Annotated in this window: 23 protein-coding genes; 6 read left to right on the top strand and 17 right to left on the bottom strand. The window is 58.5% G+C overall.

From position 1 onward, the window contains the following. Positions 1-18: 18 nt before the first annotated feature. From pseG to HPY65_16745, 8 genes are all read right to left on the bottom strand, one after another. Positions 19-1,122: a UDP-2,4-diacetamido-2,4,6-trideoxy-beta-L-altropyranose hydrolase gene (gene pseG, locus HPY65_16780; protein NPU86134.1), complete on the bottom strand. Its 1,104-nt coding sequence runs from the start codon at positions 1,120-1,122 to the stop codon at positions 19-21. Continuing rightward, positions 1,122-3,206, bottom strand: a complete 2,085-nt coding sequence (locus tag HPY65_16775; GenBank protein NPU86133.1) for an aminotransferase class III-fold pyridoxal phosphate-dependent enzyme — start codon at positions 3,204-3,206, stop codon at positions 1,122-1,124. The genes pseG and HPY65_16775 overlap by 1 nt, the downstream gene beginning before the upstream one ends. Continuing rightward, positions 3,203-4,096 (bottom strand): aldo/keto reductase, encoded by an 894-nt coding sequence (locus HPY65_16770; GenBank protein NPU86132.1) that lies wholly within the window; start codon positions 4,094-4,096, stop codon positions 3,203-3,205. Before HPY65_16770 ends, HPY65_16775 begins: the two co-directional genes overlap by 4 nt. 142 nt (positions 4,097-4,238) lie before the next feature. Then, the gene (gene pseB / locus HPY65_16765) at positions 4,239-5,219 is read right to left on the bottom strand and encodes a UDP-N-acetylglucosamine 4,6-dehydratase (inverting) (protein NPU86131.1); all 981 of its coding nucleotides are present in this window, start codon (positions 5,217-5,219) and stop codon (positions 4,239-4,241) included. 572 nt (positions 5,220-5,791) lie between these two features. Then, positions 5,792-6,706, bottom strand: coding sequence for a glycosyltransferase family 2 protein (locus HPY65_16760; protein NPU86130.1), 915 nt, complete (start codon positions 6,704-6,706; stop codon positions 5,792-5,794). Then, the gene (locus HPY65_16755) at positions 6,706-7,488 is read right to left on the bottom strand and encodes a glycosyltransferase family 2 protein (protein ID NPU86129.1); all 783 of its coding nucleotides are present in this window, start codon (positions 7,486-7,488) and stop codon (positions 6,706-6,708) included. Before HPY65_16755 ends, HPY65_16760 begins: the two co-directional genes overlap by 1 nt. After that, entirely contained in the window at positions 7,485-8,186 is a 702-nt protein-coding gene (locus tag HPY65_16750; GenBank protein ID NPU86128.1) for a class I SAM-dependent methyltransferase, read from the bottom strand. Before HPY65_16750 ends, HPY65_16755 begins: the two co-directional genes overlap by 4 nt. 121 nt (positions 8,187-8,307) lie before the next feature. Then, the gene (locus HPY65_16745; protein ID NPU86127.1) at positions 8,308-9,228 is read right to left on the bottom strand and encodes a glycosyltransferase family 2 protein; all 921 of its coding nucleotides are present in this window, start codon (positions 9,226-9,228) and stop codon (positions 8,308-8,310) included. Positions 9,229-9,354: 126 nt separating this feature from the next. Between HPY65_16745 and HPY65_16740 the strand changes: the two genes are divergently transcribed. The 4 genes from HPY65_16740 (at position 9,355) to HPY65_16725 (ending at position 14,193) form a co-directional block, all read left to right on the top strand. Continuing rightward, positions 9,355-10,173 (top strand): FkbM family methyltransferase, encoded by an 819-nt coding sequence (locus tag HPY65_16740; protein NPU86126.1) that lies wholly within the window; start codon positions 9,355-9,357, stop codon positions 10,171-10,173. Positions 10,174-10,460: 287 nt separating this feature from the next. Then, complete coding sequence (locus HPY65_16735; protein ID NPU86125.1) at positions 10,461-11,918, top strand: MBOAT family protein; 1,458 nt, start codon at positions 10,461-10,463, stop codon at positions 11,916-11,918. A gap of 1 nt (position 11,919) precedes the next feature. Continuing rightward, positions 11,920-12,987: a hypothetical protein gene (locus HPY65_16730; protein ID NPU86124.1), complete on the top strand. Its 1,068-nt coding sequence runs from the start codon at positions 11,920-11,922 to the stop codon at positions 12,985-12,987. Between the two features lie 54 nt (positions 12,988-13,041). Continuing rightward, the gene (locus tag HPY65_16725; GenBank protein ID NPU86123.1) at positions 13,042-14,193 is read left to right on the top strand and encodes a glycosyltransferase family 4 protein; all 1,152 of its coding nucleotides are present in this window, start codon (positions 13,042-13,044) and stop codon (positions 14,191-14,193) included. A 34-nt stretch (positions 14,194-14,227) separates the two neighbouring features. Here HPY65_16725 and HPY65_16720 read toward each other — a convergent pair whose 3' ends face one another. Continuing rightward, on the bottom strand, positions 14,228-14,623 hold the full coding sequence (locus tag HPY65_16720) for an acyl-CoA thioesterase (protein ID NPU86122.1): 396 nt from the start codon (positions 14,621-14,623) through the stop codon (positions 14,228-14,230). Between the two features lie 147 nt (positions 14,624-14,770). Between HPY65_16720 and HPY65_16715 the strand changes: the two genes are divergently transcribed. Together HPY65_16715 and HPY65_16710 are read left to right on the top strand one after the other, a co-directional pair. Continuing rightward, positions 14,771-15,634 (top strand): glycosyltransferase family 2 protein, encoded by an 864-nt coding sequence (locus HPY65_16715; GenBank protein ID NPU86121.1) that lies wholly within the window; start codon positions 14,771-14,773, stop codon positions 15,632-15,634. Then, complete coding sequence (locus HPY65_16710) at positions 15,627-16,709, top strand: acyltransferase family protein (protein NPU86120.1); 1,083 nt, start codon at positions 15,627-15,629, stop codon at positions 16,707-16,709. Before HPY65_16715 ends, HPY65_16710 begins: the two co-directional genes overlap by 8 nt. Here HPY65_16710 and HPY65_16705 read toward each other — a convergent pair. The 8 genes from HPY65_16705 to HPY65_16670 form a co-directional block, all read right to left on the bottom strand. Then, a complete protein-coding gene (locus HPY65_16705; protein ID NPU86119.1) occupies positions 16,656-17,831 on the bottom strand; it encodes a hypothetical protein in 1,176 nt (391 codons plus the stop codon). The two genes, HPY65_16710 and HPY65_16705, sit on opposite strands and share 54 nt — an antisense overlap. Positions 17,832-18,053: 222 nt before the next feature. Then, entirely contained in the window at positions 18,054-19,556 is a 1,503-nt protein-coding gene (locus HPY65_16700) for a tetratricopeptide repeat protein (protein NPU86118.1), read from the bottom strand. 674 nt (positions 19,557-20,230) lie between these two features. Beyond that, on the bottom strand, positions 20,231-20,491 hold the full coding sequence (locus tag HPY65_16695) for a hypothetical protein (protein NPU86117.1): 261 nt from the start codon (positions 20,489-20,491) through the stop codon (positions 20,231-20,233). A gap of 553 nt (positions 20,492-21,044) precedes the next feature. Beyond that, a complete protein-coding gene (locus HPY65_16690; protein ID NPU86116.1) occupies positions 21,045-21,293 on the bottom strand; it encodes a hypothetical protein in 249 nt (82 codons plus the stop codon). A 53-nt stretch (positions 21,294-21,346) separates the two neighbouring features. After that, complete coding sequence (locus HPY65_16685; GenBank protein ID NPU86115.1) at positions 21,347-21,805, bottom strand: hypothetical protein; 459 nt, start codon at positions 21,803-21,805, stop codon at positions 21,347-21,349. A gap of 172 nt (positions 21,806-21,977) precedes the next feature. Beyond that, the gene (locus tag HPY65_16680; GenBank protein ID NPU86114.1) at positions 21,978-22,424 is read right to left on the bottom strand and encodes a hypothetical protein; all 447 of its coding nucleotides are present in this window, start codon (positions 22,422-22,424) and stop codon (positions 21,978-21,980) included. A 676-nt stretch (positions 22,425-23,100) separates the two neighbouring features. Then, a complete protein-coding gene (locus HPY65_16675) occupies positions 23,101-24,000 on the bottom strand; it encodes an RHS repeat-associated core domain-containing protein (protein ID NPU86113.1) in 900 nt (299 codons plus the stop codon). Positions 24,001-24,456: 456 nt separating this feature from the next. Continuing rightward, the coding region (locus tag HPY65_16670; protein NPU86112.1) for an RHS repeat protein at positions 24,457-26,636 on the bottom strand (2,180 nt) is incomplete at its 5' end.

The raw sequence follows: 26,636 nt of genomic DNA, 5'->3' as shown, positions 1-26,636 counted from the left end.
CACCCTGGCCTGACGACATCATGAGGATTGAAGCATGGCCTCCAGGCAACGCTTCGTCCCCAGGCCGTCCACCAGCGACTTTCCTTTCCTGGCCATTTCCAGCACCCGTTCCGGATGTCCGGTAAGTTCTTCAATCGTATCGCGGATCTTTTCAGGCGTTACCCGCCCGCTTTCACCCAGGAGATGAATGCATCCTGCAGCCGCCAAGTCCCGGATGGCCTCGAATTGGTTGAATGCCGTGAAAATTACCAGGGCCGGCAAACCGACACAACACCTCTCCCATGTCGTGATCCCGCCGGCGCCGACGGCAAGATCGGCCAGGGCCATCAAACGAGCCATGTTCTCCACACCTTCATGGATACGCACGCACGGCATTCCCGAGGCGAGTGCTTCAATGGTTCTCCTGTTTGCGTTGTTGGGACCGATTACAACATCTGTTTCAATATTCAACCTGCCACCAGGCAGGGAAAGGCCTTGCAGAACGTTTCCCGTTTCGTTTGTCAGATCGCTTCCTCCGAAAAAAACAAAAATGCGGCGGATACAGCCATCTTTTTCGATTCCAGGCGACACCGCGTTTGCAAACTCGTCTCTGAGGAGCGCAAAACCTGGACCGGTCAGCAGGCGGCAATGTTCAGGGACCAGTCGCTCATAACGACCGGCGGTATTCATGTAGTAGTTCTGGTCGAGGAGGAGATCAGCGTCATGAGGGCGATCCGCCAGATCGTCGACGACCATGATCCTCTTCACGATCTTTCGCAGTGACGACTCCCAGCGCCGGTCAAGGGCGTAGTGATCGACGATGAGCCAGTCTGTTCCATTCCCGGGAGAAACAAGCGCGTCGATCGTCTGCCTTGAATCCGTCTCCCAGTCCGCCCCGAGCCAATCGGCATGAACTGTTCCGGCCGGAGGAACAGCCGAAGAAAGGCCGTCCGATATCCCGGTCAGCCGGTACACCCGGAAGCCCTTTTTCTCGATCCATGAACAGAGATTCCCCGGCATCTCCCGGCATACAAACGTGACGTCCGCTCCCCCTGCCTTGAGGGCGCCGGCAAGCGTCAGACAGCGCATGACGTGGCCGGTCCCGATCTCCATCGAGGCGTCGGTGCGAATCGCAACGTTCATTAGTTCAGCCGCTTGAAGCCGGCAACGGCCGGATTCCCTTTCAGATACTTCTCGGGCCTGCCTTCCCGGCAGACCTCGGCGATTCGCTCAAAGATCGAATCCGCCGCGGCAAGATAGCCCTCCACATGCTCTTCCGTATGGGCCAGCATGGAATAGAAGGACGTCGAGGCGAGGTATCCCTTTTCCAGCATCCATTGCACAAAAAGGGCTTTCAGCACGGCCTGCCCGGAATCGGCAAAGGAGAAATGACTCAACGGCGGGATGCCGCCTACGTCAATGGAGAGGCCGTGCCTGGCCGTAATCGCCTTCCACCCGGCCTGGATCTTCTCTCCGACGGCCATCAGGTGCGCTCCGGCATTCATGCGCCGGTGCTTTGCAATCATGGCGAGGGCGGCCGCCGGCCCGATCCGCTCCGTCCAGTACGTGCTGCTGATAAAGGTCTTCTGGGCCGCGTCCATGACCGTTTCCCGACCGATGATGGCGCCGATGGGATAGCCATTGCCCAACGCCTTGGAAAAAACGGCGATGTCGGGCCGGATGCCGAGTTCGAGATGAGCGCCCCCGGTGTTCATGCGAAAGCCCGCCGATATCTCGTCCATGATAAGAACGGCACCGTACGTGTCCGCGAGCATCCTGATCTTGTCGAAGTATCCCGGATCCGGCCGGTCATTGCGGATTGGCTCCATAATGATGGCCGCGACATCCTTTCCGTGCCCGCTCATGATCGCCGCGATTTCCTCCGGCTGATTGTAGCGGAAAGGAATGGCGGTCCCGGCCAGGACCTTCGGGACGCCCGCCGGATCGAGTCCGGGCAGCAGGTGTTCTCCGAGTGCATTTTCCGTCCCCACGTTGGCAGCCAGGTACCAGTCATGCCAGCCGTGGTATCCGCAGAAGGCGACCTTGTCGCGTCCCGTGGCGGCCCGGGCTATGCGTACGGCAACCGTCATGGACTCTCCGCCTGTCCTGGCAAAACGGACTTTCTGTGCCCACGGATGAAGTTCGCACAGGAGCTCGGCAAGAAAAACCTCTTCGGGGCAGTTGAGGGAGGAAGAGCTTCCCTGGCGGACGGCGGTCAGGACGGCGGCATCGACATCGGGATCGGCATAGCCGAGGACGTTTGCCCCGATCCCTCCAATGCTCATGTCGATGTACCGGTTCCCGTCCAGATCCCATACCTCGACACCGCTGGCCCTGCTGAAATAACCGGGCCAGACACCCATCGAGAACAGATCGGGCCGCTTGGAAAGAAGCTGGGTCATCCCCGGGATGCGCTTCTTCGCCCGCTCCTGCATGGCGAGCGATTTCGTCAATGTCTTACCCGTCCCATTCACCGGTCGGTCTTCCATGACGGATTTCCGAAAACCCTCGTTCCGGGAAATGTGACGGTTCATCGCGGACAGTTCGGGCCTCTCCTTTAGAAGCGTGAGGATGTCGTCCATGGAGAAAGACGGATTCCCGGGATACAGAGCCTCGTAGACTTTCCTCACGAAGGCGAGGTCGGGCTCCTCGTCCACCGTCCAGCGCAAGGCGGAGAGATCCCGGCTGTTTTTGAATTTCGCTACCCGGAACCGTTCCGGGTGGCTGCGGATGAACGGCGTCACGTGCTCCCGCTCCGACTTGAGGGTAGCCTCGGTCCATGCGGCTGTCAGGGCCTCCATCCGGAAGACCTCCGTATCGAGACCGTCGGGAAATGTCGGTTCGATGGCGTTGGATATGTAATCCGGATCCTGCTCCCTGAAGGCGGCGACGACCCGGTCCACAATTTCCGGATCGATGAGTGGACAGTCGGCTGTCAGCCTGACGCAGATATCCGCCTCGTAATGAAGTGCGGCCTTGTAAAAGCGATCAAGGACATCGTCCAGACTGCCGCGGAAGCAGGGGATCCGCTCCTGCCGGCAGAGGGCCTCGATTGCATCGTCTTCGCCGTCGGTCGATGTGGCGACGGCGACCAGATCGATACTCCGCGCCCGTGCCACGCGTCCGACCATATGCCAGAGCAGCGGCTTGCCCAGGATGTCCGCCAGGACTTTCCCCGGCAGGCGGCTTGAACTCATGCGGGCCTGAATAATGGCCACTGTTTTCATCCGCTGTCCCTCCATTGGGATGGGTTGACGACCCGTTCGTCCACTTCCGGGAAGAGGTTCTCAACCGCTTCGATCAGCGCCTCCGGTACATCGCTATGCCAGGAACGGATATTCTCCCGCACCTGCTCCGTTGTCTCCGCGCCGAAAAGAACCGGGGACTCCGGAAAGCGCTTCTTGATGTATCCGATGGCCGCTTCGCGTCTGGTCAAGTCGAACCCGGCGATCAGCCGGCCATATTCCTCAAGAATGGGAACGGAAAATGCAACTCTTGGCGGCACGTCCATAGGATCCAGCAGGAGGAGTCCCTGCAGGAAAATGCTGCGGATGTGAATTCCCTTGTTTTTCTCTTTCGCCCTTGCGTCGATGCCTGCCCTTGCGGCCCGCTGGTCAACGATGCTGGCCGGCAACTGGACGATGTCGATCACATCCTCGTCCAAAGCCGCCAGGCCCCTTTCGGGAGAATAGACCGAGACGCCGATGCGGCCCACTTTCCCCTCGGCGACGAAGTGAAAAAGGCTTTCCGCCAAACCGTCTTTCAACAGATCCAGATGCTCTTCGCGATGAAGGAGAAGGGCGTGAATTCGAGGGACTTGAAGGCAGCGCATGCTGTGATCGACTGCCTCGGCAAGAACATCGCGCCTTCGGTGGTCGATTCCGGGATGCAGTTTCGTAATCACACGAATCTCGTTCTCAAGACCGAGATCGTGGATGATCGACCCAAGGACGGTCTCGCTGTCTCCATACCCCTGGGCCGTGTCGAAGGTCCGGATCCCGCCTTCCCAGGCAGCGGCAATAATCGCCCTGGCATCGGCCGCTTCGGGCCGGCCGCTCCGGTTTGCCACCCCGTAGGGCATCCCCAGTTGCACCGTACCGAGGATCAGTCTTTCCAAAGAGTTCTTCATCGGTATTCGATTGCCAGGTTCACGTCACCTGCACGCGTTCCACACGACCATCTGGTGGACCGGTCATATCACGGCGCCTTGATGACATTCAGGACGTTGTCATCGTCCACCATCTTCCTGCCGTAGAGTATCATAGCCTACGGATGATCTCTTTCATATCTTCCACACTCAGGCGCCAGGGGTTCGTGTCGGAACTGTACTCGAAGTCCTCCGGCGGGGTCTTTGCTCCGTTGGATATATATCTTTTTTCCCAGAACCGGAAGTCAGGCTGGATAAGGTAATGCGAATCAAACTCCAGGGTTCGCCGCGCCTCATCTCTGGGTATCATGAGTTCATGGAGCTTTTCGCCCGGCCGGATGCCGATGACCCGGACGGGACAGTCCGGGGCGATGGTTTTTACAAGGTCCATAATGTTCATGCTTGGCAGCTTCGGTACGAACATCTCCCCCCCAACCATGCGATTCAGGCTTTCCAGAACGAAATCAACGCCCTGATCAAGCGTGATCCAGAAGCGCGTCATCCGAGGATCCGTCACGGGAATGGATCCTTCCTTGCGGCACTTGATGAAGAATGGGATCACGCTTCCTCTGCTGCCAATGACGTTGCCGTATCGGACAACACTGAAGCAGGAATCACCCATCCCAACGTAAGAGTTCCCCGCAATGAACAGTTTGTCCGAACAGAGCTTCGTCGCCCCATAGAGGTTGATCGGGTTCGCAGCTTTGTCCGTGCTGAGGGCGATGACCCGCTTCACTCCCTGGTCGATGGCCACGTTGATGATATTCTGGGCTCCGAGAATATTCGTCTTTACAGCCTCGAAGGGATTGTATTCCGCCGCAGGAACCTGTTTTAGAGCGGCGGCGTGGATCACGTAGTCCACGTTCCGGAAGGCCCGGTGCAGTCTCTCCTTGTCGCGTACGTCTCCGATGAAGAAGCTGACGGACGTATTGTTTGCGAATACGGGATTTTGCGACATTTCGAACTGCTTGAGTTCATCTCGGCTGAAAATGATGAGGCGTCGAGGTTTGTATCGTTGCAGAATAATTTCAGCACATTTTTTCCCAAAGGAACCCGTGCCCCCGGTGATGAGAATTGTTCTTCCGTTCAACATGTTGCACTCCTTAATGATGCATGGTCAGCATGACCGATGTTTCGCCCGGAGTTTCTGCACTGGAAAGTCACCCGTCATATACTGTCCCGCCTGCATCGTGTTTTCCTGAAAAGGACCACAGACCGTCAATGTTTCATCATGCAGGTGTCGAAGTATGGACATGGCTCACAACCCCAGATCTTTTGCTCCCCGGGTCTTGCCGGATGGACCTTCCGGCGGCGCATACATAGCCGTTCGCCGGACACGGACTCCATTGCAAACGGAGTTCAGGGTACCGATATGCAAGTTCCACACCATGCAAGCGAATCACTTTCACTGAACGTGATTCAACACATCGGTCTTCTTTCTGCATCGACCAGGAATCACAATCTTTCCTCCTCCCGGTGCAGTCCAAATTCCATGGATTGTGAAAGAGCATAAAATCATCCGTGTCTTCCGCATAATTACCCGGGGATCACGGACACAGGCCTCCCGCCGGGCATTTTCGATCGAGATTAAAGAGACCCGATATATTTGAAATTGCCCCATTCCTTGAATAAAAAGTCAAGGATTTTGTCAGGACTCTAAGGACGTCAGGGAAGTCCCCTCAAATGCCACGCCAGCAATTCCTGATACACGTCCGCCTTCCGGCGCAGTTCCGCGTGCTGCCCCAGTGTGAGGAGCATTCCCGCGGTGCTGAGGAAGGCGTTGACGGCGAGGCGAACGAAGAGCATGCAGCAGACCGTGAAATAATAAGGCCTTCCGAACCACTTCCGGAAGAAGGCGTAGCGGGAGCGGTAGAAGGCCATCCGGGAGGCGATTCCGGTGCCCACGCTCTGGCCCTGGAGATGGTAAATCCGGGCCGCTGGCACGTGGAAGACCTTCCAGCCCTTCCGGGACATGGCATAGGCCCAGTCGGTCTCCTCGAAGTAGAAGAAATACCGCTCGTCCAGGAGGCCCGCATCATCCATGGCATCCCGGCGGACCAGCAGGCAGGCCCCCACGCCCGAGTCCACCTGCACCGGCTCCGCGTGCCGATACCGCTTGCTGGGAAACCGCCGGGGAAAAAGGATCTCCAGGAGGGGCATGTTGGCGGCAAGGGTAAGCAGGGAGGGAAAAGCGGCGATGGAATTCTGGAGGCTCCCGTCCCGGTTGAGGAGCTGGCCGCAGGCCATGGCGGCGTCGGAATGTCCTTCCATGAACCGGAACAGCGCTTCCACGGCCCCCTCCGTCAGGACTGCGTCGGTGTTGAGGAGAAGGGCGTACCGGCCATCCATGATCCGGAAGGCCTGGTTGTTGGCGGCGGCGAATCCTCGATTTTCGTGGTTTTCAACGATCCGGACAGCCGGAAAGGACTCGCGGAGCATGGCTGCGCTGCCGTCGGAAGAGCCGTTGTCCACGACGATGATCTCGAAGGCGAGGTCCCGCACCGTGCCGTAAACCGAGCGGAGGCAGTCGCGGAGGAGATCCCGGGTGTTCCAGTTGATGATGACGATGGAGAGGTCCACTACCGCTTCACCCGGTCCTGCTGGCGGGAAAGCTCGCTCAGCTTGGCGTACTTGAAGAACTTGTTGATTGAGTCGGTCATGGCCAGGGTCAGCCCCTGGACCCCGTCGAGCATCCCCAGCCGGAGGAAGTACCCCTGCAGAAAGGTGAAACCCGCCCGGGAAAAGGCGGCCCAGACGGTGGCCCGTTTGCCCTCCTCGTATGCCTCCAGGGCGCCCAGGGTGGAATAGCGATCGATTTTCTGGAGGACGGCGCTCAGGCGGCTCTCGGTGAAGTGGTCGATGGGGTCCTCCAGGGCAGCCACGAGCCCTTTCACCTCCAGTCCCTCGTGGACCCGGGCGGGGCTCATGCGCCCCTTCTCCCGCCGGAAGAGCCTGAGGATGCGGTCGGGCCACCAGCCGTTGTGGCGGATCCAGCGGCCCTGGAAGTAGTTGCGCCGCGGGAACGTGTATCCAACCGGATGCCCCTCTTTCTCCGGCCTGGTAACGACTTCCCGGATGGAGGACGCCGTCTCGGGAGGGATTCGCTCGTCCGCATCCAGGACCAGGATCCAGGGCTCGGTGCACCGGTCGATGGCATACTGTTTCTGGACGCCGAACCCCTCCCAGCTGCGCGTGAAGACCTGGCAGCCCGCCTCCTCGGCGACACGGATCGTGTCGTCGGTGCTTCCCGAGTCGACGACGACGATCTGGGAGGCGAAGCGCACGCTCTTCAGGCATCCCGGGAGGTTCTCGCCCTCGTTCTTCGTGATGATGGCAACGGAAAGGGGAACCTTGATGATCATAACCGGTCCAGAATCGTGAGCCCGTTGCAGGATGCCCGGTGGCGGACGAGCCAGCCGGCCCCGCCGGGCTCACTCTGCCCGCTGGGAATGATCCGGGTGAAGTCCGTTTCTTCCGGAAAAGACTGTCCCACATATTCCTCGACGGCCCGGATGACCCCCCGGGCGTTGTCCCAGCCGGCGCCGATGCTCCCGTCCCGCCGGACAAAGCTCTCTTTCATGTTCGTGTCGTGGAAAACGACGCGCGACGCTGCGCCCAGATGGGGAAACCAGGCACGGATTTCCTGGACGGTGTGTTCGTAGAGATGGCTCGTGTCGATGAAGAGGAGATCGATCTCCGGTGAAAGGCCCCGGCCTGCGCACCAGGAGGGGAAGTCGTCGCCGAAGGCCACGTCGTCGCCGTGGAGGAAGTGCCGCTTCCCGTAGGTCGAGACGTTCGCGCGGTCCTCGATGTCGACGCTCACGAGGACGGCATCCCAGAGCTTCGCGGCCCGCTCGAAGACGAAGCTCGACTCGCCGTCCCCCACGCCCAACTCCACGATCAGACGCAGCTCCTTGTCCAGGCAGAGGAGAAAGAGCTCCTCCAGATGGTCGCAGATGTCCGTCGGCCGGGCGGCACGCTGCCGGACTTCATCGAGGGTCTTATGGAGCGCCCCCGACGGGGTCTTCCGCAGGGCCCATGTTTTCTCAAATTTTCCCACCCGAATCGCTCCTTCCCGCACCTGTCGCCTTGAAGACAGGGACCGGGCTCAACCACTCGACCGGCCACGGCGATTCCTTGAACCGCCTGTCCCAGCCGGTGCATGGTTCCGATCCCCCGGATCAGCGCTCTTCGCCCCGCGGATCCGCCAGGTACCGATTGTGGCCGTACCGCCGGGCCACTTCCGGAAAATCCCGGATCGTCCGGTCGCCCAGGGACCGGTAAATGTCCAGTTGCCGGTTCAGATCCGGCCACTTCTCGTCCCAGAGGGCCTTCATCACGGCCGTTCCGTCCTCGCCGTAACAGGCAAAGACGAGCTGCCGCGAATCGTTCTTTTCCGTCACTTTGTGATGGTGCCAGACGAAGGAGTCGTAGCTGACGGCCGTACATCCTCCCGCCAGGAAACACCGGAGGGAGAAGTCATTGTTCTCGTAACAGGCCTTCCAGCGCTCGTCGAAGAACCCGACCTCGTCGAAGACGGAGCGGCGCCAGAACATGACGTTCAGCTCCACGCCGATGCAGCGCAGATAACCCCTCCGCTTGCGCCCGGCAAGGCGCCCCAGGAGGGACAACTCCTTTTCCCGGAGGGGCGCCAGGTCGAGGCCGTCGGAACCGAAGGGCTCCGCCGGGGTCCAGGTGTGGCGCAGGACGTCGCTCTTGTCGGTGAAGGGCAGCGCCTGGAAGACCTCGGGGATCTGCACCTTTTCGAAGAGGTCCTCGTCCATCCCCGTGGTGACCATCACATCCGAGGTGACCAGCGCCACCACCGGCGATTTCGCCATGCGAACGAGCCGGTTGATGGCACCGCTGATTCCGATGTTCTCCTCCAGGAGAAGAAGGGAGAACCCGAAACGGGCGGCCTGCTCCCGCAGCCAGTCCCGATGCCCCTCCGTCGTCCCCTGATCCAGCAGGTGCACCTCCGCCCTCAGCCGGGGGCTCTTCCGTTCATGGAAGGAGCGGATGGTCTCGCCCAGGATCTCCTGGGCCGTCTCCTCCCCCCGGGGATTGTAGTTCAGGATCAGGTACGTAACGTCGGGAATCATGCCGGGAAACCCCCTCCTTCGACGCGGGGGTTGCATGCATATCACAAATAAGGCCTGAATTAAATAGTGAATTTTCACCGTCACTGTGGTAGACGGCCGGAAAACCAACCTTCCGCAAAGGAACCCATGCCCAAACGACTCAAATCGTTTCTTTACCGGCGCTGGCCGGAACTGGCCGCCGCCAGCGAAGCCTACTCCGCCGTCCGGTCCATCCGGAAGGCCGGCGTCCGCGAAACGCCCTGGGGTTTCCGTTTTATCGGACCGGTCGAAATGCAGGAGGGCCGCTTCGAGAAGGAAGAGGCCCAGGTCATACGGGATTGCATCTCCCGGGCGGATGTCTTCATCGACGTCGGGGCCAACGTGGGATACTATACCTGTCTCGCCCGCTCCCTGGGCCGGATTGTGATCGCCGTGGAGCCGCTGTCCCAGAACCTCCAATTCCTCTATTCAAACCTGGAGGCAAACGGCTGGCGAGACGTGGAGGTGCACCCCCTGGGCCTCTCGGCTGCACCGGGCCTGGCCGTTCTTCACGGAACCGGCACGGCGGCCTCCCTCGTGGAGGGGTGGGCCGGCCCGTCCACGAAGCACCGGCCGATCCCGCTCACCACCCTGGACGCTTTGCTGGCGGGGCGCTTCCGTGCCCGCAAGCTCTTCATAAAAGTCGACGTCGAGGGCGTGGAGTTCGACCTCCTCCAGGGGGCCGGGGAAACCCTTCGCCGGGATCTGCCTCCCGTCTGGATCGTCGAGACGGGGATCGGCGGCTGGTGCCCGGAGAGCCACGACAGCCGCTTCCGGGAGATCTTCGAGCTTTTCTGGTCTCTCGGCTACCGCTCCAGGACCGTGGGTCGGGAGACCGTCCCGGTGACGGAGAAGGAGGTCGCCGCCTGGCTCAAGGAGCAGTCCACGGACGGGTTCAGCAATTTCCTGTTCGAGAAAGCGGGCTGACAGCGGCGACAGCACCTCCTGATGAGCCCCCGTGACGACCCCCGCGCCCCGGACAGGCCGATCTTCGCGGGGGCGCGGCCGGGGTTTTCCAGAGGAGCAATGGGGAGGCTTTTCCACCCGGATGCAATCCGCTCCGGCAAAGCTTCCTGCGGAAAAGCCTCCGCGACGGCGGAAATCCCCGTGACAGCCCCCGCGCCCCAATGCAACCATCCGGCGCGTGATGCGACAAGGGCAATTCACATGTGAAAATCGGTTAAGCTTTAGAAGCCGACGCCCCCTGGATTGTCATGCTCTTCAACTCCTACGAATACATCTTCATCTTCCTGCCGGCCGCCCTGGTCCTTTTTTTTCTCTTGAGCCGCCGGGGTTGGACGAAGGCGGCCAAGGTCTCCCTCGTCTTCTCGTCCCTCTTCTTCTACGGCTGGTGGGACCCGCGGTACCTGCCGCTCATCCTGGGGAGCATCCTGTTCAACTACGCCGTCGGCCGGACCCTGTCCCACTTCGGGGAGAAGCCGGAATCATGGCGGAAACGGCTCCTGGCAGCGGGAATCGCCGGGGACGTCCTGCTCCTGGGATGGTTCAAGTACGCCGACTTTTTCATCGCCAACATCAACAGCTCGTCAGGCCTTCACCTGCCCCTGCTGCACATCGTCCTCCCCCTGGGCATCAGCTTCTTCACCTTCACCCAGATCGCCTACCTGGTGGACGCCTTCCGGGGCCGGGCAAAGGAGTACAGCTTCACCAACTACGCCCTGTTCGTCTCCTTCTTCCCCCACCTCCTGGCGGGCCCGATCCTCCACCACCGGGAGATGATGCCCCAGTTCGACGACGAGGGAAACAAGCGGATCGATTACGGAAACCTCTCGGTCGGGGTTTACCTCTTCTTCATCGGTCTGGTGAAGAAGGTCGTCATCGCCGACTCCTTCGCCCCCTGGGCGAACAGCGGCTTCGATACGGCGGAGAACCTGGCCTTCATGGAGGCCTGGATCACCAGCCTCTCCTACACGCTCCAGCTCTACTTCGACTTTTCGGGCTACACCGACATGGCCCTCGGAACCGCCCGGATGTTCAACATCCGGCTCCCGGTAAACTTCAACAGCCCCTACCGCTCGCTGGACATCCAGGAATTCTGGCGCCGCTGGCACATGACGCTGAGCCGCTTCATGCGGGACTACCTCTACATCCCCTTCGGCGGGAACCGCGGAACGGAGGCCCGGGTGACGGCAAACCTCCTCCTCACCTTCCTCATCGGCGGGCTCTGGCACGGGGCGGGCTGGACCTTCGTCTTCTGGGGCTTCCTCCACGGCGCCGCCATGGGCGTCCACCGCCTCTGGAAACGGACGGGCCGGACGCTGCCGAACTGGGCGGCGTGGCTGGTCACCTTTCATTTCGTGAACGTCGCCTGGATCTTCTTCCGGGCCAAATCGTGGGACCGGGCGTGGCTGGTCCTCAAGGGGATGCTCGGCCTGAACGGCATCGTCGTCTCGGAGCACCTTCGAGGACCCCTGGGGTTCCTGGCGGAACACGGCGTCCGTTTCGGCAAGTGGATCACCCTCCCGGGGGGCACCCGGGCCGTCTGGATGATCCTCGGGTTCGGCCTGCTCTGCCTGCTCCTGAAGAACTCAAACGAGATGGCCGAGCGGTTCCGGCCCGGCCGGGCGACTCTCTGGTTCCTCATCGCCCTGTCCCTGGCCGGCCTGTTCCAACTGGCAAAGGTATCGGAATTCCTTTACTTTAATTTCTGACATGACAAGCAAGCGCTTCTTCCTCTATTTTCTCACCTTCTTCCTGGCCGTCGCGGCCTTCAACGTGATCGTCTGGAACCTCGCCACGCGGGACCTCCTGACCTGCCGGAACGGCTACTGCCCCGGGGATCTCGCCCGGATCGGATACATCACGGAGGTCCTCGTCCCGAAGCGCTTCCATGTCGATCTGCCGCGCCGGCACTTCGACTACCGCCTCTGGAAGGGCGAACGGGTGGACGTCCTGACGGTGGGCGACTCCTTCTCCTTCGGCGGCGGCCGTGGCCGGAACGCCTTCTACCAGGACTACATCGCCTCCCTCCAGGGCCGGAACGTCCTGAACATCCCCATCTACCGGGAAGACCCGGCCCAGACGGTGATCTATCTCCTCAACAACGGCTGGCTCGACCGGGTCAAGCCCCGTTTCGTCCTCATCGAAACGGTGGAACGGGCCTGCATTGGGAGCTTCGCCCGGGAGATGGATTTCAAGGCCGTGGAGCCCATGGAGAGGATCGACCGGGACTATCGCCGGCGGGTCTATGACTACGAAACGACCCTTCCCGCCGTCGGCTTCGTCAACGACGGCAACTTCAAATACGTCCTCTACGGCCTGCTCTACCCTGTTTCGGATCACGCCTTTTTCTCCAAGGTCTACAAGGTAAAGACCGACCGGCCCCTTTTCTCGGCCGGCGACGGCCGGACTCTCCTCTTCGGCGCCTTCGACCTCCTGGACCTGCCGAAATCCAACGAGGCCACCGTCGGGAAGCTGAACGAAAACATGAACCGCCTGGCAGGGATGCTGAAAGAGCGAAACATCCGCTTGATGTTCATGCCCGCGCCGGATAAATACAACCTCTACCGGGAATACCTGGCAGAGAAGAAATACCCTGAGAGCCGGTTCTTCGAGCTGCTCCGGGAGCTGCCGAAGGACTACGGTTTCATCGACACAAAGCGGATTCTCGGGGACGAGCTGAAAAAGGGGACCGTTGACCTCTACCACCCCGACGATTCCCACTGGACCTGGAGGGCCTCGGAGCGGATCTTTCGAGAAGTTCGGTTCGACGACCGCTGACGGGTGGAAAGACGCGGACCGCCTGCCTGGGGACGCCCGCGAAAGGGAAATCATATGAAGGAACGGCGGAAGAGGATCGGCGTGGTCATTCCCAAGTACGGGACGGTGGGCGGCGCCGAGGGCTTTGTGGCGGAGCTCACGGAGCGGCTCGCCCTGAACCCCGAGTGGGAGATGCACGTCTTCGCCAACCGGTGGGTGCGGCGCTCCGACAATGTGACGTTCCACCGCGTCTCCGTCATTCCCTTCCCCCGGTTCTTCGTCACCCCCAGCTTTGCCCTCTACGCTGCGAAGGAGATGGAATCCCTGGGGATCGACCTCATTCACACCCACGACAGGATTTTTGCGGCGGACCTCTTCACGATGCACGGAACACCCCACAGCTACTGGGTTTACGGAGTCCGGGAGAAGCCGTTCATGAGCCTTTTCGACCGGGCCACCGCTTGGGTGGAGCGGAAGCTCGTCACCGGGAACCGCTGTTCCGGGTTCTTCGCCGTCTCGGAGCTGACCCGGAAACTCTACATCGACGAATACGGGCTGGAACCCTCAAGGGTCGAAGTGCACCATCCCGGGGTGGACCTGGGAATGTACGAGGGACTGGACCGTGAGGAGTGCCGCCGGGACGTGCGGCAGCACCTGCAGATCGGCCTTAAAGAACCGGTCATTCTCTTCGTCTCCATGAACTTCGAGGTCAAGGGCCTCGACCGGATCATGGCCGGACTCTCGGAGATCAAGCTCCGGCGGCCCACGGAGCCCTTCCGGCTCTTGGTGGTGGGGCGGGGGAACGAAAAGAAGTACCGCGGAATCGCCCAGAGGCTGGACATTGACGACCGGGTCCTCTTCACCGGGCCGATACCGAGGGAGGAACTGGCGAAGGTCTACCTGGCCTCGGATGTCTATGCCATGCTCTCCACGTTCGACACCTTCGGCATGGTGGTCCTGGAGGCCATGGCGGCGGGTCTCCCCGTGGCCGTCAGCGGCACCGTCGGCGCCCGGGACATCGTGATCCCGGGGGAGAACGGCTACGTCATCGAGGATCCCCAGCGGCCCGCCGAGGTGGCGGCGATCCTGAGCACCCTTCTCAACCCCCGGGAGCGGGAGCGCATGGGCGAGGCGGCCCGACGCACGGCCCTGGAGCACACCTGGGAAAAGGCGGCGGCGCGGGTGGCGGAGCACTACCGCCGGCTGCTGAATACCCGGAACGTCTGAAGACCGCCGGAGTAGGGCCGGCCGAATCGCATGCTCAGTTTTCCGTAACCAGGTGCTCCCGGAGTCTCCGGAGGGCCTCCTCCGAGACCGGTTTCGATTTCTTCGTCTGGAAGTCGAAGTGGACAAAGGTCACGGCCGCACGCACGCAGAGCTTGCCCTTCTGGTAAATCTCCTGGTGCAGAACGACGCTGGTGTTGCCGAGCTTCTTCACGGCCGTCGTAAGTTCCACGTCCGTGCCGAAGAAAATTTCCCCCAGGAAATCGATATTCAGGTTCACCATGGCCACGGCCGGATCCCCCGTGGGGTCGTCGCTGAAGAGCCGCAAAATCTCGATGAACCCCTCTTCCAGCCAGACCGGGATCGCGTTGTGGCCGATGTGCCGCGCCGCGTTCGTCTCGGATATTCTCGGTGAGATCGTTTTTCTGAACATACCCCTTCCTTTCCCGTGCAGGTCCATCTTTCAAGGGCTTCTCTGCTATCCCTTTTCAGGCGGAGAGTCAACAACGGGATCAGCCGGCGCATGCTCCCGCTCAATCCCCCTTGACGGTATCCGCCCGGTCCGTTAAGGATGCATGCAATGGAACTCTCCGTCATCATCGTCACTTACAATACGCTGCAATTCCTCGGCCCCTGCCTTTCCTCCGTCCTGGCGGCGGATCCGGCGGACAAGGAGGTCTTCGTCGTCGACAACGCCTCGCGGGACGGCAGTGCGGACATGGTGGAGCGGGACTTCCCGCAAGTCCGTCTCATCCGGAATGCGGAGAACCGGGGATTCGCCGCGGCGAACAACCAGGCCCTGCCGCTGTGCCGGGGGCGCTGCCTGCTCTACCTCAATCCCGACACCGAGGTCCGGCCCGGCGCCCTGATCGCCGGGATCGCCTACCTTGACACCCACCCGGCTGTGGGCCTGGCGGGAGCCCGGATGATCAATCCCGACGGAACGCCCCAGGAGTCGGTTTCCCTTCGCTATCCCGGCGAGCGGCATACCCGTGGGGAACTGGCGAACCTGCCCGGCCGGATTGCCGCCGTCCTGGGAGCGGCCATGTTCGCCCCGGCGGACCTGATCCGGAGTCTCGGGGGATTCGACGAAGGCTTTTTCCTCTATGGGGAGGACCAGGATCTCTGCCTGCGGATCCGGCGGGCGGGGCGGGAGATCGGCTTCATCGACGACGCGGTGATCTTTCACGCCGGCGGCGGGAGCGAGCAGGACTCGCCCTCGGCGGACGTCGTCCGGCGGAAAGTCCGGGCCGAGTACCTCTTCTACCGGAAGCATTACCGGCCCGAATCGGTCGCGCGGATCCGACGCCTCCAGGATCTCCAGGCCCGCTGGCGCCTCTGGACGCTGGGGCTCTCAACCCTTTTGTCACCAGGGAAGGAAGAAACGAAGCGGAAGAGAGACCGCTACCGGACCGTCCTCGAGGAGATCCGAAACCATGGCTGAACGCTCCGGAAGCCCCGGGAAGCGGAAAGGCGGGGACCGTTCCATCGCCGCCGGCCTCCGGTCCCTGTTCGCCATGCCGCCCTACCCGGAGGGAAACCGCGACCGCCTCATAGACGCCATGAAGGGCGCCGGGATTCTGCTTGTTGTCTTCGGGCACGCCGTCCTGGCCCACGACCCGCGGTTCCGCGACAACCCCCTGTTCATCTTCGTCTTTTCCTTCACGATGCCGCTGTTCTTCTTCCTCAGCGGCTGGGTCCTGCCCCGGTCCCTCGACCGGCCGGCGTCAGCCTACCTGGGGCGGCAGTTCCGCCGCCTGGTCGTTCCCTTTCTCGCCTGGCATGCCGTCTACTACGCCGTTCGGGGAAGCTATGCATCGGAGAGCCTCGCCGGATCGTACATCGAGCTTCTCCACGCCCCGGCCGTCGGCCTGTGGTTCCTCTGGGTTCTCTTCCTGGCCAGCGGCATCCTCTTCCTGACGATCCGGGGAATGCGGAGGGCTAGCTTGGAAAAATGGGAGGACGCGGCGGTGATCCTGGCGGTCTTTGCCGTCCGCCTGATCCGGACGGACTGGCTGGCCGTCCCGGAGGTCCAGCACCACCTGATCTTCTACGCCGCCGGTTTTCTGGTCTCGAAATACCGGTCCGCCCTGTCCCCCTCGTGGAATCGGTTGCCGATTGCGGCGGCTGTCCTGTTTCCGCTCCTGGCGCCCTTCTGGCGCCAGAACGAGCTGCCCCGGTTCTATCCGTGGCTCGTGGATTTTCTCGGAGCCGCGGGTCCGGCCCGGCTCGTCGCTTCAGTCTACAAGGACCTCGTCGCCTTCTCCGGAATCGGTATGGCGGCCTTCGTTCTGCAGTCGGCGGAAAGAAGCCGGATCCATACGACGCTTTGCCGGCTGGGAACGTTGACGCTGGATATCTACGTGAGCCACGCCCTGTTTTTGACGGGCGTCGGGCGGGGATGGACGCTATACCTGACTTCAGCGGGGGCGGGCTTTTTCCTGTCCCTGGCCCTGTCCCTCCTTCTATTGCGGCGATACAAGCCCTTGAGGATTGTTTTTCTGGGGCTGGACCGCTGAGGCTCGCGCCTCCGGGTGCGACGCCAGGAACCGGGCCGTTTCGTCCCGCTCCCGGGCCAGGACGTCCTCCACGTTTTCTTCCGTGACGTATCGTCCGAAGTCCCCGGCAGATCCCGCCGCACCGGATCCGAAGATACGCTCCACAATCCGGTCCCCGATCCCGTAGCGGTAGTGGGACGTCTCGTAGTAGTTCAGGTTGTCCGTCGTGACCGCGTTGAGTCCGCTGAAGTCGTAGAAAGGGGAGACCTTCACCAGTTCCCGCTTGAAGGTCTGGAGGTCGTCGGCGTTCTTCAGGTAGACCCGCCAATGGATGGGATTGATGAACAGGATCAGGCGGAAACCGTATTTCCTGGACAAGTCGGACATCTCCCGGAGGACGGCGATTGTTTCGGGGATGTAAAGGCCGGGGTAGGAAGGCGACTCCTCCCGGAACACGGGGGACCGCCGGTAGGCCTCGGGGTCCTTCCCGACCTGCTCCTCGAAGGATCCCCAGATGCGCATCATGCCCCGGTTGTCCATCTCGAAGGGATGGATCCTCGTCTTCCCCCTGAGCTTCCGTCCCGCGCCGGTCACCTCGAACCCCTCGGGCACCCGGAGAAAATACCGGCCAAAGAGGCGGAGCCAGGACTCCCCCGTGACAAGCGGGTGGGGAATCCGAAGAAGCTCCTTCCGGTGATCCTCCGGGCGAATCCGGAAAGAAAACTCGTCCAGGGCCACCGCGACGTTCCGGACGCGGACCCCCCTGGCGAGCAGAACCTTCAGGATCTCCAGGTGCTCGGCCGGAAGGCCCGCGGCGTAGTTCATGTTGTAATAGCGCCCCCCGGGAATCGAGGCCACGTCGATCGCCCCCGCCCGGGAGGAGCCGAAGAGAAGTGAATCAAATCGCCCCGGGTGGGCCAGGATGTAAGCGGGCTTGTAGAGATGCTGGTTCAGCTCCATCCCCGTCCGGACCACCGCCGGGTCCTCTCCCCGCAGGATCAGGCCGCAGTACGTCCAGCGGATTCCGTAGGTGTCGGTGTAGAGGTTGAAGGCCGCGAAGAGCCCGACGACCAGAACCGTAAGCCCCACTGAAAGGAAAATCCAGCGTCGCCAGGGCATGTTGTTTTTTTCGGGGATTTCCATGGAATGAAGGCGGTCCTCCGGTCTCGTTTACGGGTTTTTTAGCATGTCCGTACGGGTGTTCCGGTGGATCCCCGGCGCACAGGGAATCTCTTTTCACATCGAGACCGCGTGCCCGCTGTTTGTGTCTTCCCCTCCGCACAGTCGGCGGGAGAATAACGATCTTTCCGGGGATCTTCAAGAAATAAAAGATCCGGAGGTTCGGGACGCCCGGTGCGGCATCGTTCAATTGCGCTTTTCTTTGGCCAGAAGGTCAAGGGAGACATTCAGGTTCTTCCTGGCCAGTTCGTAGCCCGGATATTCGTTCAAGGCTGTCCGGAATGCCCGGATCGCCTCTTCGTATTTCCCGACCTGCGCCAGGAGAACTCCAAGATTGTTATGGGTATCGGGAAAATGGGGCGTCATTTTCGATGCCAGGTCGAAATGCCGGATGGCCCTATCGATATCTCCCTGCCGGGCATAGGCAAAGGCCAGATTGCTGTGGGCTACGGAGTTTTCACGGGTAACCTCGACGGCGTGCCGGAAGAGCGTGTGGCTGTTTTCCCACACCTGGACCTGCCGCCAGGAAAGGACCGCCAGGACAGAGAGCACGACGGAGCCGGCCGTTGCCATGGCAATGCCCCGATGGCGCCACGTTTTGAGGAGATCCGGGATCCCCCAGGCGATCATGATGAAGATACCGACCAGCGGAATATACGTATAACGGTCCGCCATGGCCTGGACACCGACCTGCACGAGGCCGATCACGGGAACCAGGGTGCCCAGATACCAGGACCAGCCGACAAACAGATACGGGTAGCGGGAGGCAAGAAACAGAACGGCGGCCGTGATCAGGACCAGAACGGCGATGCTCGGCAGCAGCTGTTCGAGGGACGGCATTCCCGGATGCGGATAGAAAACGGCCAGATCGACCGGCCGGAACGTCATCGCCAGGTACTTGGCATAGGAAATCAGGGCGTTGGAAATTCGCGCCGGCAGGGAGATCAAATCCACGGAGACGACGGCTTCGCTGCTTTTCTGGACACAGAAAGTCACGATGCAGGAGGCAGCGGACAGGACGAAGAGCGGAATCTTTTCATAGACGAGATGAAGATTTTTCTTCGTCAGGCTCATGTCAAAACGCTTCAGGGGCCAGTAATCCAGGAGCAGCAAGACGAATGGCAGCGTGACCAGCATGGGCTTCGTCATCAGCCCGGCCGCATAAATCAGAATCAACGCTGAATAGTTCGCGATGGAGGGCTTCTCCGTGTATCGGCTGTAGGCATAGATCGTCAGGAAACAGAAAAGGGCGCTCAGGACGTCCTTACGCTCCGATATCCAGGCGACCGACTCCACATGCAGGGGATGAAGGGAGAAAAGCAGCGTAACGAAGAAACTCTGCCAGAACGCCTTCGTGATGCGGTTCAGGGCAGCCAGAAGCAGGAGGCTGCCGAGCAGGTGCAGAAGAACGTTGTTCCAGTGGTATGCCGCGGCATTCAATCGAAAGAATTGGTAGTCCAACATGAAGGAAAGTGTTGTCAAAGGATGCCAGTTCGCAACCTGAACCGTCGAGAAAGCCTTTAGCATCCTGTCCCAGCTCAGGCCTCCGGTGACGATGTCGCTCTGCACGACGTACTGGGGATCGTCCATTTGGATGAAATCGAAATGCTGCACGTTGAAGTATACGGCGAGCACCAGGACGGACAGCAGAAGGGCCGCGAGAAACATTCGATAACGATCTGGAATCATTCACCCAATCCTTTCCGTGACAGAAACGAAAGGATCGGCCCGCGATCCGCCCCTCAACCGATTGGATGAGCCTGCCCGCCGCCGGTTTCAGGCAATAGAATCCCCTTGCGGATCCTCCGTATGGGAAGAAGATCCGCCGGGAGCATGCCCTACTTGGAAGCGGCTATTCGTCCGGTTGAGGCAACAGGGCGTAATTCAGGACCGCAAAGGATGGATGATGGCTGTATGTAGATATGTTGGACATAGTTGGGGACAAATGGATATTTAAGGAATTCTGGTCGTAAGTCTCAGTCCCACCGTTCCCGAAGGATTGGGACTGCCGTCCTACCGACGTTTTCTCAAGTAGAGATACCAACCAATGAACATTCCATTCAAGAAGGGCGAAATGTCAAGAAGGGTGATTATGACCTCTGAATCACCACCGGTCATAAAACCAAAGAGCGTAATAAGTGAGGCCGGAAACGATACCAAGCAGAAGAGAATAGTCAGAAACCAGCCTGGATAAACAAAAGGACCGTGCCCCCCTCCACCATACATCACTATAAATCCAAGAGTCAGCAACAGTAAGAGGTAGCAGCCGGCCACATAATAGATGACAATTTTTTGGAATAACATTCCGTTTTTCATAGACTAAATGCTAGTAACCATCCTGCTCTTCTTTCACCAGGAGTATTTTATCCTTCAAAAAAAAGTTTTTCAGCCATTATTCTGCATATTAGAGCAGCTGCAAGGTGCACAAGCCCTATCATTATTGCGGCGTCTTTCACGGGGAAGCCACGTCTTTCAACAACAGTCAGAATCAGGCCATAAACAACTGGCATGACAAAAAGAGACAACATCAAAATATCGAAGCACTTATTATCCTCTGTAGAAAAGATGATGGGAACCAATATGGAAAACGGGAATATTAATGTAAAAAAAAAGATAGGTTCCATGGCCACCTCCTGCTGTCGCAAGTGCTATAAAGATCAGTACCGGTGTCCATATGAACGATCGATAAAGGTACGGATAGCGTATCTTAAACCTTGTTATGGTTTTCATGTCTTCTCATTTTTCAAACAATCGAATGGCTTTTTATAACCGGATGCACACAATCTTTTGCCATTTCATTTTAAAAATCTCTGAAAATATATAAACATAACCAAAAAGAGAAAAAATGAACTGCAAAAAGCATGATGGACATAAATTTGAACTGATTTACACTTTTAACATATGTAAGCAAGAGTCCGTAAAATACATACTGAAATATTCCAGCAACAATGATTGTTGGCTGCATCTCTCCAAAGTGAAGAGCCGATAGCATCGTGTACGGGTAAACCAGTTTGAAAAAGAAGTATGTTCCATGACCTGCCCCAGCAGTCAGAAATACCAACAGGAACAGAGTCGGCATCCAAACAATAGACTTATAAATACAGGGATACTGAATTTTGAATAGTTTTGATTTATTTATGTAATCCATTTCAGCGATAACCTTGTATTGGTGAACAATCATTTTCTACAGCCACATTTCTTATTCCACTCGTCGACAAACATCTTTGTCATTTTATTTGACCATTCCCAAGCAGCAGGGTCATTATCCGGATTTGATATAGCGAATAAATGCCCCCAAATTTTTCCATACCCTTTCTTTGCATGAAACGGATAGTCTTGAAGCCGATGTCCCGCCCTTTCAAATTTATTTTTGTGACAAATGTTTATGGCGCTTCGAATGTCCATGATGCTGTCATAAGCGTCCATGAAATGCCTCTGCGTTAATACTTATGGAAAATCTGGAATTCTTAGTCATGTATTTAATTTTTTATTATACCATTCTTTCTCATCCTCATTTTATTTCCGCAATAAACTCCAAATGATGACACTATTACATAGATTAATGAACATATAAGCCATCCCATGATATCATCCATTCGATGTGCCAATTTACCAAAACCATAGTTATAGATAGGCGTTATTAAATCAATTAACATAATAAGTGAAACTAGTATGCCTGGATTATAAACATATTTCCCCCAATATGTTTCATCGTACACCATGTTTAAGTTATAACCAGTGACAACACTTCCGGCCAGAATACATATTGGCCTAACTATATATAGTGAAAGAATGATAAGACTGCTTCCTGGAACATCCACATTGGAAAGCAATCCGCCGAAAATATTCATAAATAGATACTTGTAAAGTATCTCTGCAATTGCAAAGCCAATGAACAAGAATATCACTTTTCGCAATAACCGCATTTTGCCTTCCATTTCTTTACCGATTTTATTGTCCCTAAGTGTGCATCATTCCAAGAATTGTTGTCATTATTAGGGTCAGGAATCAGATAGTACCATTTTCTGCCAAGGTTTTTTCGTTAATGAACGAAATAATCCTGACCTTGATGCATATGTCTTTGAAATTGAGCAGTTTAAATCCATACTTTCAATCTACTTTTTCATCCAACCGATAGCGGCCATTGGCATTTATGGGCGCCAGATCATCGGGAACCTTAATCCAATAAAGGTTCAGATATAGATACTTTCGCTCCGGATCGACCCATGCGTAACCAAGGTCCCAAGACTTGGATTTACTCTCTATCTTGTTCAGCGAATAGTAATAACCGGGTCTGGCCCGGTAAGACAAATCTTCTCCTCTTCCAATAAAATCGATCTCGTGATTTGTTTCCTGTACCGGGAAAAAGCCTTCTGCTGTGATTGGTTTCCAAATCCTCTTTTTACATACAATTTTTAGTGTGTATCCGCCGTCGGTTCTTTTTGTAACGGTGTATTGAATGTCCTTCGCAAAACTCTTTCCACTCATTGAAAATGAAATCACAAATGTTAAAACAACGAAGAATACTATACGGGCTAGACGTTTTTGCTTATTCATCGACTGCCTCTCATCTTTTCTTGCAGTTACAATTTATGTTCCATTGCTTTAGCCAACCCTTATTTGTCCATTTCTGTGCCAGTTGCCACGCGCGAACATCTTCATCCGGTGCATTAAAATCAAAGATATGTCCAAAACCAAGATTTTTCAGGATTCGGAAGGGTGCCCAACGGTAGCCTTTCGCATAGTGGGAGAAATAATCTTGACGTCGATGCATCGCCCTTTGGAATAAGTCCTTATTGCATATTGCTATGGCTGCAGAAACATCGCGTTCTGATACAGATAAATCACGGAAATGACGTTCAGGATTTCTATAAGGTTATAGTTATCTAGTTAAAAAGATGCAAAACAATAGCGATGATACATGCGATATAACAATAATTCTAATGGCTTCCTTTTTTCTTCCATATTTCTCCGCTATCGTTATGATTATTCCGTAGAAGATGTATAGGAAGAACCCTATAAGAATTGAATAGTCAATATTGAAAAAAAGATATGTATAAGGGAAAAACAATTGCAGAAAGAAGCCCCCCCTCGTTCCTTCCCCAAGAACAGATGTTAGAGATAGGAACGCAAGTGGAGGGGTAATCAAAATGGACCAGAATATCCAAGGATAATTCTTTTTTAGTTGCATCTTCCTAATCCTTTCGCTATCCAAGCACAATTATGTTAGTATTTATTTACACCCACATTTATTGTTCCACATATTCACAAAATATAGAGTTCTCTTCTGAGACTTATTCCAAGCAGCCAAATCATTATCTGGGTCGTAAGGGGTTGGGAATTCTTTCAAGTGCCCGAGAGTCCACCATCGATACCCTTTATCATAATGAAAGGTGACATCATGCATATCGTGTATAGCCCTTTCAAATGAATCTTTATTGCATTTCGCAATGGCATCCAAAATGTCGCCTACCGTTTCATGAAGACTACGGAAGTGCCAATAGGTCCCTATCCACGGAAGCTCAGGGGCAGTTAAGCCTCTATCCTCCTTCGTCCAGTCGAACCGGTCACTTGCATAGAAATCACTGTGCCCCTTCGACACTTGTATATAAGGTCCCAGGCCGCCGGTGATCCAGTTCGCCGGGTTGTTGTAGTACTCGTCAAATGCCTTCTGCCCGTCGCCCGCCAGACCAAAGGGATCGACATGAGTGGCAGGCCCGTTCCAGACATATGAAAACAGGTTCACATCCCCCCCGGCGAAGCCGATCGGGTCCCTTGTGATGAACCGTCCCGCCTTGGGATCGTAATATCTTGCCCGGTAGTAGTACAGCCCCGTCTCGGGGTCGTACTCCCGGCCGGTGAAGGCATAGGGCTGGTTGATCAGCGGATGGATCGCCCCCGGGTTCCCGAAGGAGTCGTACTCGTACCGCTGGACCAGCCGGCCTTTGGAATCGGCCAGGCCGGTGATGGAGCCCAGTCCGTCAGCCAGGTAATTGTAAGTCTCAAACCCGCCGTTCCCGAAGAGCGGGGGCCGACGCCTCTCCACCGCCAGGGGCTCGTCGATCCCGGGGCCATGGAGGTAGGAGGCCGTGCGCGCCTCCCTGTCTCCGTGCCTCACGTACTCCAGGATCACGTCCTCGCTGTCGTAGACGTACCGGACCGTCCGGGGCGCCGGGATGCTGAACTCCCGGTCTCCCAGCTCGATCTCCCGTTTGACTGTTTTCGCGATCCGCCTCCCGAAGGGATCGTAGGCGTACTCGATACTCGATCTCCGTGGTGAGGGGACCCAGGGTTGTTTCCACCCCGGTCAGGTAGTTCTCGTCGTCGTAGCGGTAGGTGGTGACGGCACCAAGGGGACCCGTTCCAGTCTTTCGGACGAGGTTGCCGTTGGCATCATACTCGTAGCGGTGATCCCGGTCCTCCAGGAGCCGGTTCCCCGCGTCATGGGCCTGGCTGTCTTTCTTTCCGGGGCCCCGGACCCGGTTCCCCACGGCGTCGTACTCATAGCCTTCCTTCAGCTTCTTCGCAATCTCCTCGAGGAGCCTCCCCAGGATCCCCTTTGCGGATTTCGGCTTGGGGGATGCCTCCGTCAGGCGGTCCACGGCGTCATAGCCGTAGGAGACGGTCCTGTCCTTCTCCTCCCGGGTGACCCGGTTGCCGGCCCTGTCGTGGGCATAGCCGACGGTGTCGAGGGTCCTGCCGGCCCTGTCCCGGTGGGGAGGACCGTCAGCAGGCGGCTCCCGGCATCGTAGCGGTAGGTTGTGGCTGTCCCACTCGGCCGGGCCAGCAGGGTCCTCCTCCCCGCTGCGTCGTAGGTGAAGCGGTAAGCTCCACGGTCTGCATCGTTCACGCCGCCGCTCTCCGGGCCAGTCTCCTCTTCGTTTGCCGTCCCGATCCCGGTGAGGCGGCCGTTGAGGTCATACGTGTAGGAGACGGCCTTCCCCTCCGGCGTGTCCATCCGGGTCCGGTTCCCCAGGGCGTCGTAGGCATAGCGGATCCGCCGGCCCTCGGAATCAACGACCTCCGTAACACGGCGGTTTACATCGTAGGTGAACTGGTAGGCGATGTGCCGGTTCCCGGCGTAGACCAGGTTCCCCGCGTCGTCATACCGGAAGGCGGCGGTCGAGCCGTCGGAGAAGACCTTTTCGATCAGCCTCCCGTTCCCGTCATACCGGTAGGCAATGGTCCGCCCGTCGGGACGGGTCAGGGCGGCGAGGTTTCCCCGGGCGTCGTAAGCATAAGAGGTGGCGTTCCCCAGGGGATCCGTCTCTTTCGTCATCCTCCCCACCCGGTCGTATTCGAAGGTCGTGGTCTGTCCCTTCGCGTCCGTCACCGCCGTCAGCCGGTCCGCCCCGCCGCCGCAGGAGGGGCAGGACGACCCGCCGTAGGTCAGGGCCGTATGCTGCCCCAGGGCGTCGGTGATCCCGGTCACCCGGTCCCGGTAGCTGTAGGTGTAGCCCGTGGCGTGGCCGTTGGGGTCGGTGACCGTCAGGGGGTTCCCGGCGGCATCCCGGGTGAGGCGGGTGACGTGCCCCAGGGGATCGGCGATCCGGATGAGCCGGTTCAGGCTGTCGAAGTTAAACGTAGTGGCGTTCCCCAGGGCGTCCTTCATCCGGACCCGGTTGCCCAGGCTGTCGTAGCTCAGGGTAGCGGTGTTCTTCTCCGGGTCCGTGACGGAGATGAGATTGCCCGAAACATCATAGCGGAGTGTCAAGTTCCGCCCCAGGGCGTCGGTGATGGCGGTGATGTTGCCTCGGTCGTCATAGGCATACCGGGTGGCGGCATCGGACGGATCGGTGATGGAGAGGAGGTTCCCCCGGTCGTCGTAGCCGTAAGAGGTGGCATTCCCCAGGGGGTCCGTGATTGACGTGACCTGGCCCTGGCCGTTGTAGGCGAAGCTTGTCGTCTTCCCCAGGGGGTCCGTGACCGAGGAGAGGTTGCCGTAGCCGTCGTAGGTGTAGACGCTCTCGCTCCCGTCGGGCTCGGTCTGTTGGACCAAGTTCCGGTTCCCGTCATAGCCGTAGCGGGTCGTGTGGCCCAGGGGGTCCGTCTTCTCCAGGAGGACGCCGAGAACGGGGTCGTACCGGAACGTCCAGGTCCCCCCGTCCTTCTCCGTCAGGGTGGAGAGAGAGGATTCCGGATCGTACCGGATCGCCTGGCTCTTTCCCTCGGGATCCGTCGTCCCGACGAGGCGGCGGTTCTCATCGTAGGTGTACCGGGTCTCGTACCCCCGGGGGTCCGTCTTCGCTACCAGGAAGCCCTGATCGTCATATGCAAATCCCCAGAAGTGCGCACCCGAGGGCCTGGAAGTCGCGATCCCGGTCAGGGTGTCGCCAGCGTAGGTAAAGGCGTAGGTGTTGCCGTTGGGATCGGTGACCATCCCCAGGAGGCCGGCGGCATCATACTCGAAGGCAATCTTCCGGCCCGCCGGGTCGGTGACAGCCACCAGATTCTTTCCCGCATCATACGTCAGGGTGACGGCGTTGCCGTTCCGGTCCAGGATGGCCGTGAGCCTGCCGGAGGCGTCGAACAGGCGGTGGGTCAGGTCCCGGGAAAAGAGATCGAAGGTCCCGTCGGCGTTCTTCGTCAGGGCGGGATAGGAGGCATGCTCCGGGGTGTGGACCTCGCCGTTCCGGTACAAGACCAGCCGGCCTCCCTGGCCGTCCCGCCAGACGTACCGGTCCTCCTCCGGAACGGCCGTGAGGGTCTCCATGTAGTCGTGAGTCCAGCCGGTACCGAGGACGCCCCTGCGTCCGTCTTCGCCGTTGT

Source organism: Syntrophaceae bacterium, assembly GCA_013177825.1.
In the GTDB taxonomy this organism is placed as follows: domain Bacteria; phylum Desulfobacterota; class Syntrophia; order Syntrophales; family PHBD01; genus PHBD01.
This window is presented reverse-complemented; position numbering and strand designations above follow the sequence as displayed.

What these genes read in the sequence shown, in the direction of transcription:
- HPY65_16690 (NPU86116.1), bottom strand. Translation starts at nt 21,293, where the DNA reads ATGGACGCTTATGACAGCATCATGGACATTCGAAGCGCCATAAACATT.
- HPY65_16725 (NPU86123.1), top strand. Translation starts at nt 13,042, where the DNA reads ATGAAGGAACGGCGGAAGAGGATCGGCGTGGTCATTCCCAAGTACGGG.
- HPY65_16745 (NPU86127.1), bottom strand. Translation starts at nt 9,228, where the DNA reads ATGATTCCCGACGTTACGTACCTGATCCTGAACTACAATCCCCGGGGG.
- HPY65_16700 (NPU86118.1), bottom strand. Translation starts at nt 19,556, where the DNA reads ATGATTCCAGATCGTTATCGAATGTTTCTCGCGGCCCTTCTGCTGTCC.
- HPY65_16775 (NPU86133.1), bottom strand. Translation starts at nt 3,206, where the DNA reads ATGAAAACAGTGGCCATTATTCAGGCCCGCATGAGTTCAAGCCGCCTG.
- HPY65_16755 (NPU86129.1), bottom strand. Translation starts at nt 7,488, where the DNA reads ATGATCATCAAGGTTCCCCTTTCCGTTGCCATCATCACGAAGAACGAG.
- HPY65_16740 (NPU86126.1), top strand. Translation starts at nt 9,355, where the DNA reads ATGCCCAAACGACTCAAATCGTTTCTTTACCGGCGCTGGCCGGAACTG.
- HPY65_16680 (NPU86114.1), bottom strand. Translation starts at nt 22,424, where the DNA reads ATGAATAAGCAAAAACGTCTAGCCCGTATAGTATTCTTCGTTGTTTTA.
- HPY65_16685 (NPU86115.1), bottom strand. Translation starts at nt 21,805, where the DNA reads ATGGAAGGCAAAATGCGGTTATTGCGAAAAGTGATATTCTTGTTCATT.
- HPY65_16695 (NPU86117.1), bottom strand. Translation starts at nt 20,491, where the DNA reads ATGGAACCTATCTTTTTTTTTACATTAATATTCCCGTTTTCCATATTG.
- HPY65_16715 (NPU86121.1), top strand. Translation starts at nt 14,771, where the DNA reads ATGGAACTCTCCGTCATCATCGTCACTTACAATACGCTGCAATTCCTC.
- HPY65_16720 (NPU86122.1), bottom strand. Translation starts at nt 14,623, where the DNA reads ATGTTCAGAAAAACGATCTCACCGAGAATATCCGAGACGAACGCGGCG.
- HPY65_16735 (NPU86125.1), top strand. Translation starts at nt 10,461, where the DNA reads ATGCTCTTCAACTCCTACGAATACATCTTCATCTTCCTGCCGGCCGCC.
- pseB (NPU86131.1), bottom strand. Translation starts at nt 5,219, where the DNA reads ATGTTGAACGGAAGAACAATTCTCATCACCGGGGGCACGGGTTCCTTT.
- HPY65_16705 (NPU86119.1), bottom strand. Translation starts at nt 17,831, where the DNA reads ATGGAAATCCCCGAAAAAAACAACATGCCCTGGCGACGCTGGATTTTC.
- pseG (NPU86134.1), bottom strand. Translation starts at nt 1,122, where the DNA reads ATGAACGTTGCGATTCGCACCGACGCCTCGATGGAGATCGGGACCGGC.
- HPY65_16730 (NPU86124.1), top strand. Translation starts at nt 11,920, where the DNA reads ATGACAAGCAAGCGCTTCTTCCTCTATTTTCTCACCTTCTTCCTGGCC.
- HPY65_16710 (NPU86120.1), top strand. Translation starts at nt 15,627, where the DNA reads ATGGCTGAACGCTCCGGAAGCCCCGGGAAGCGGAAAGGCGGGGACCGT.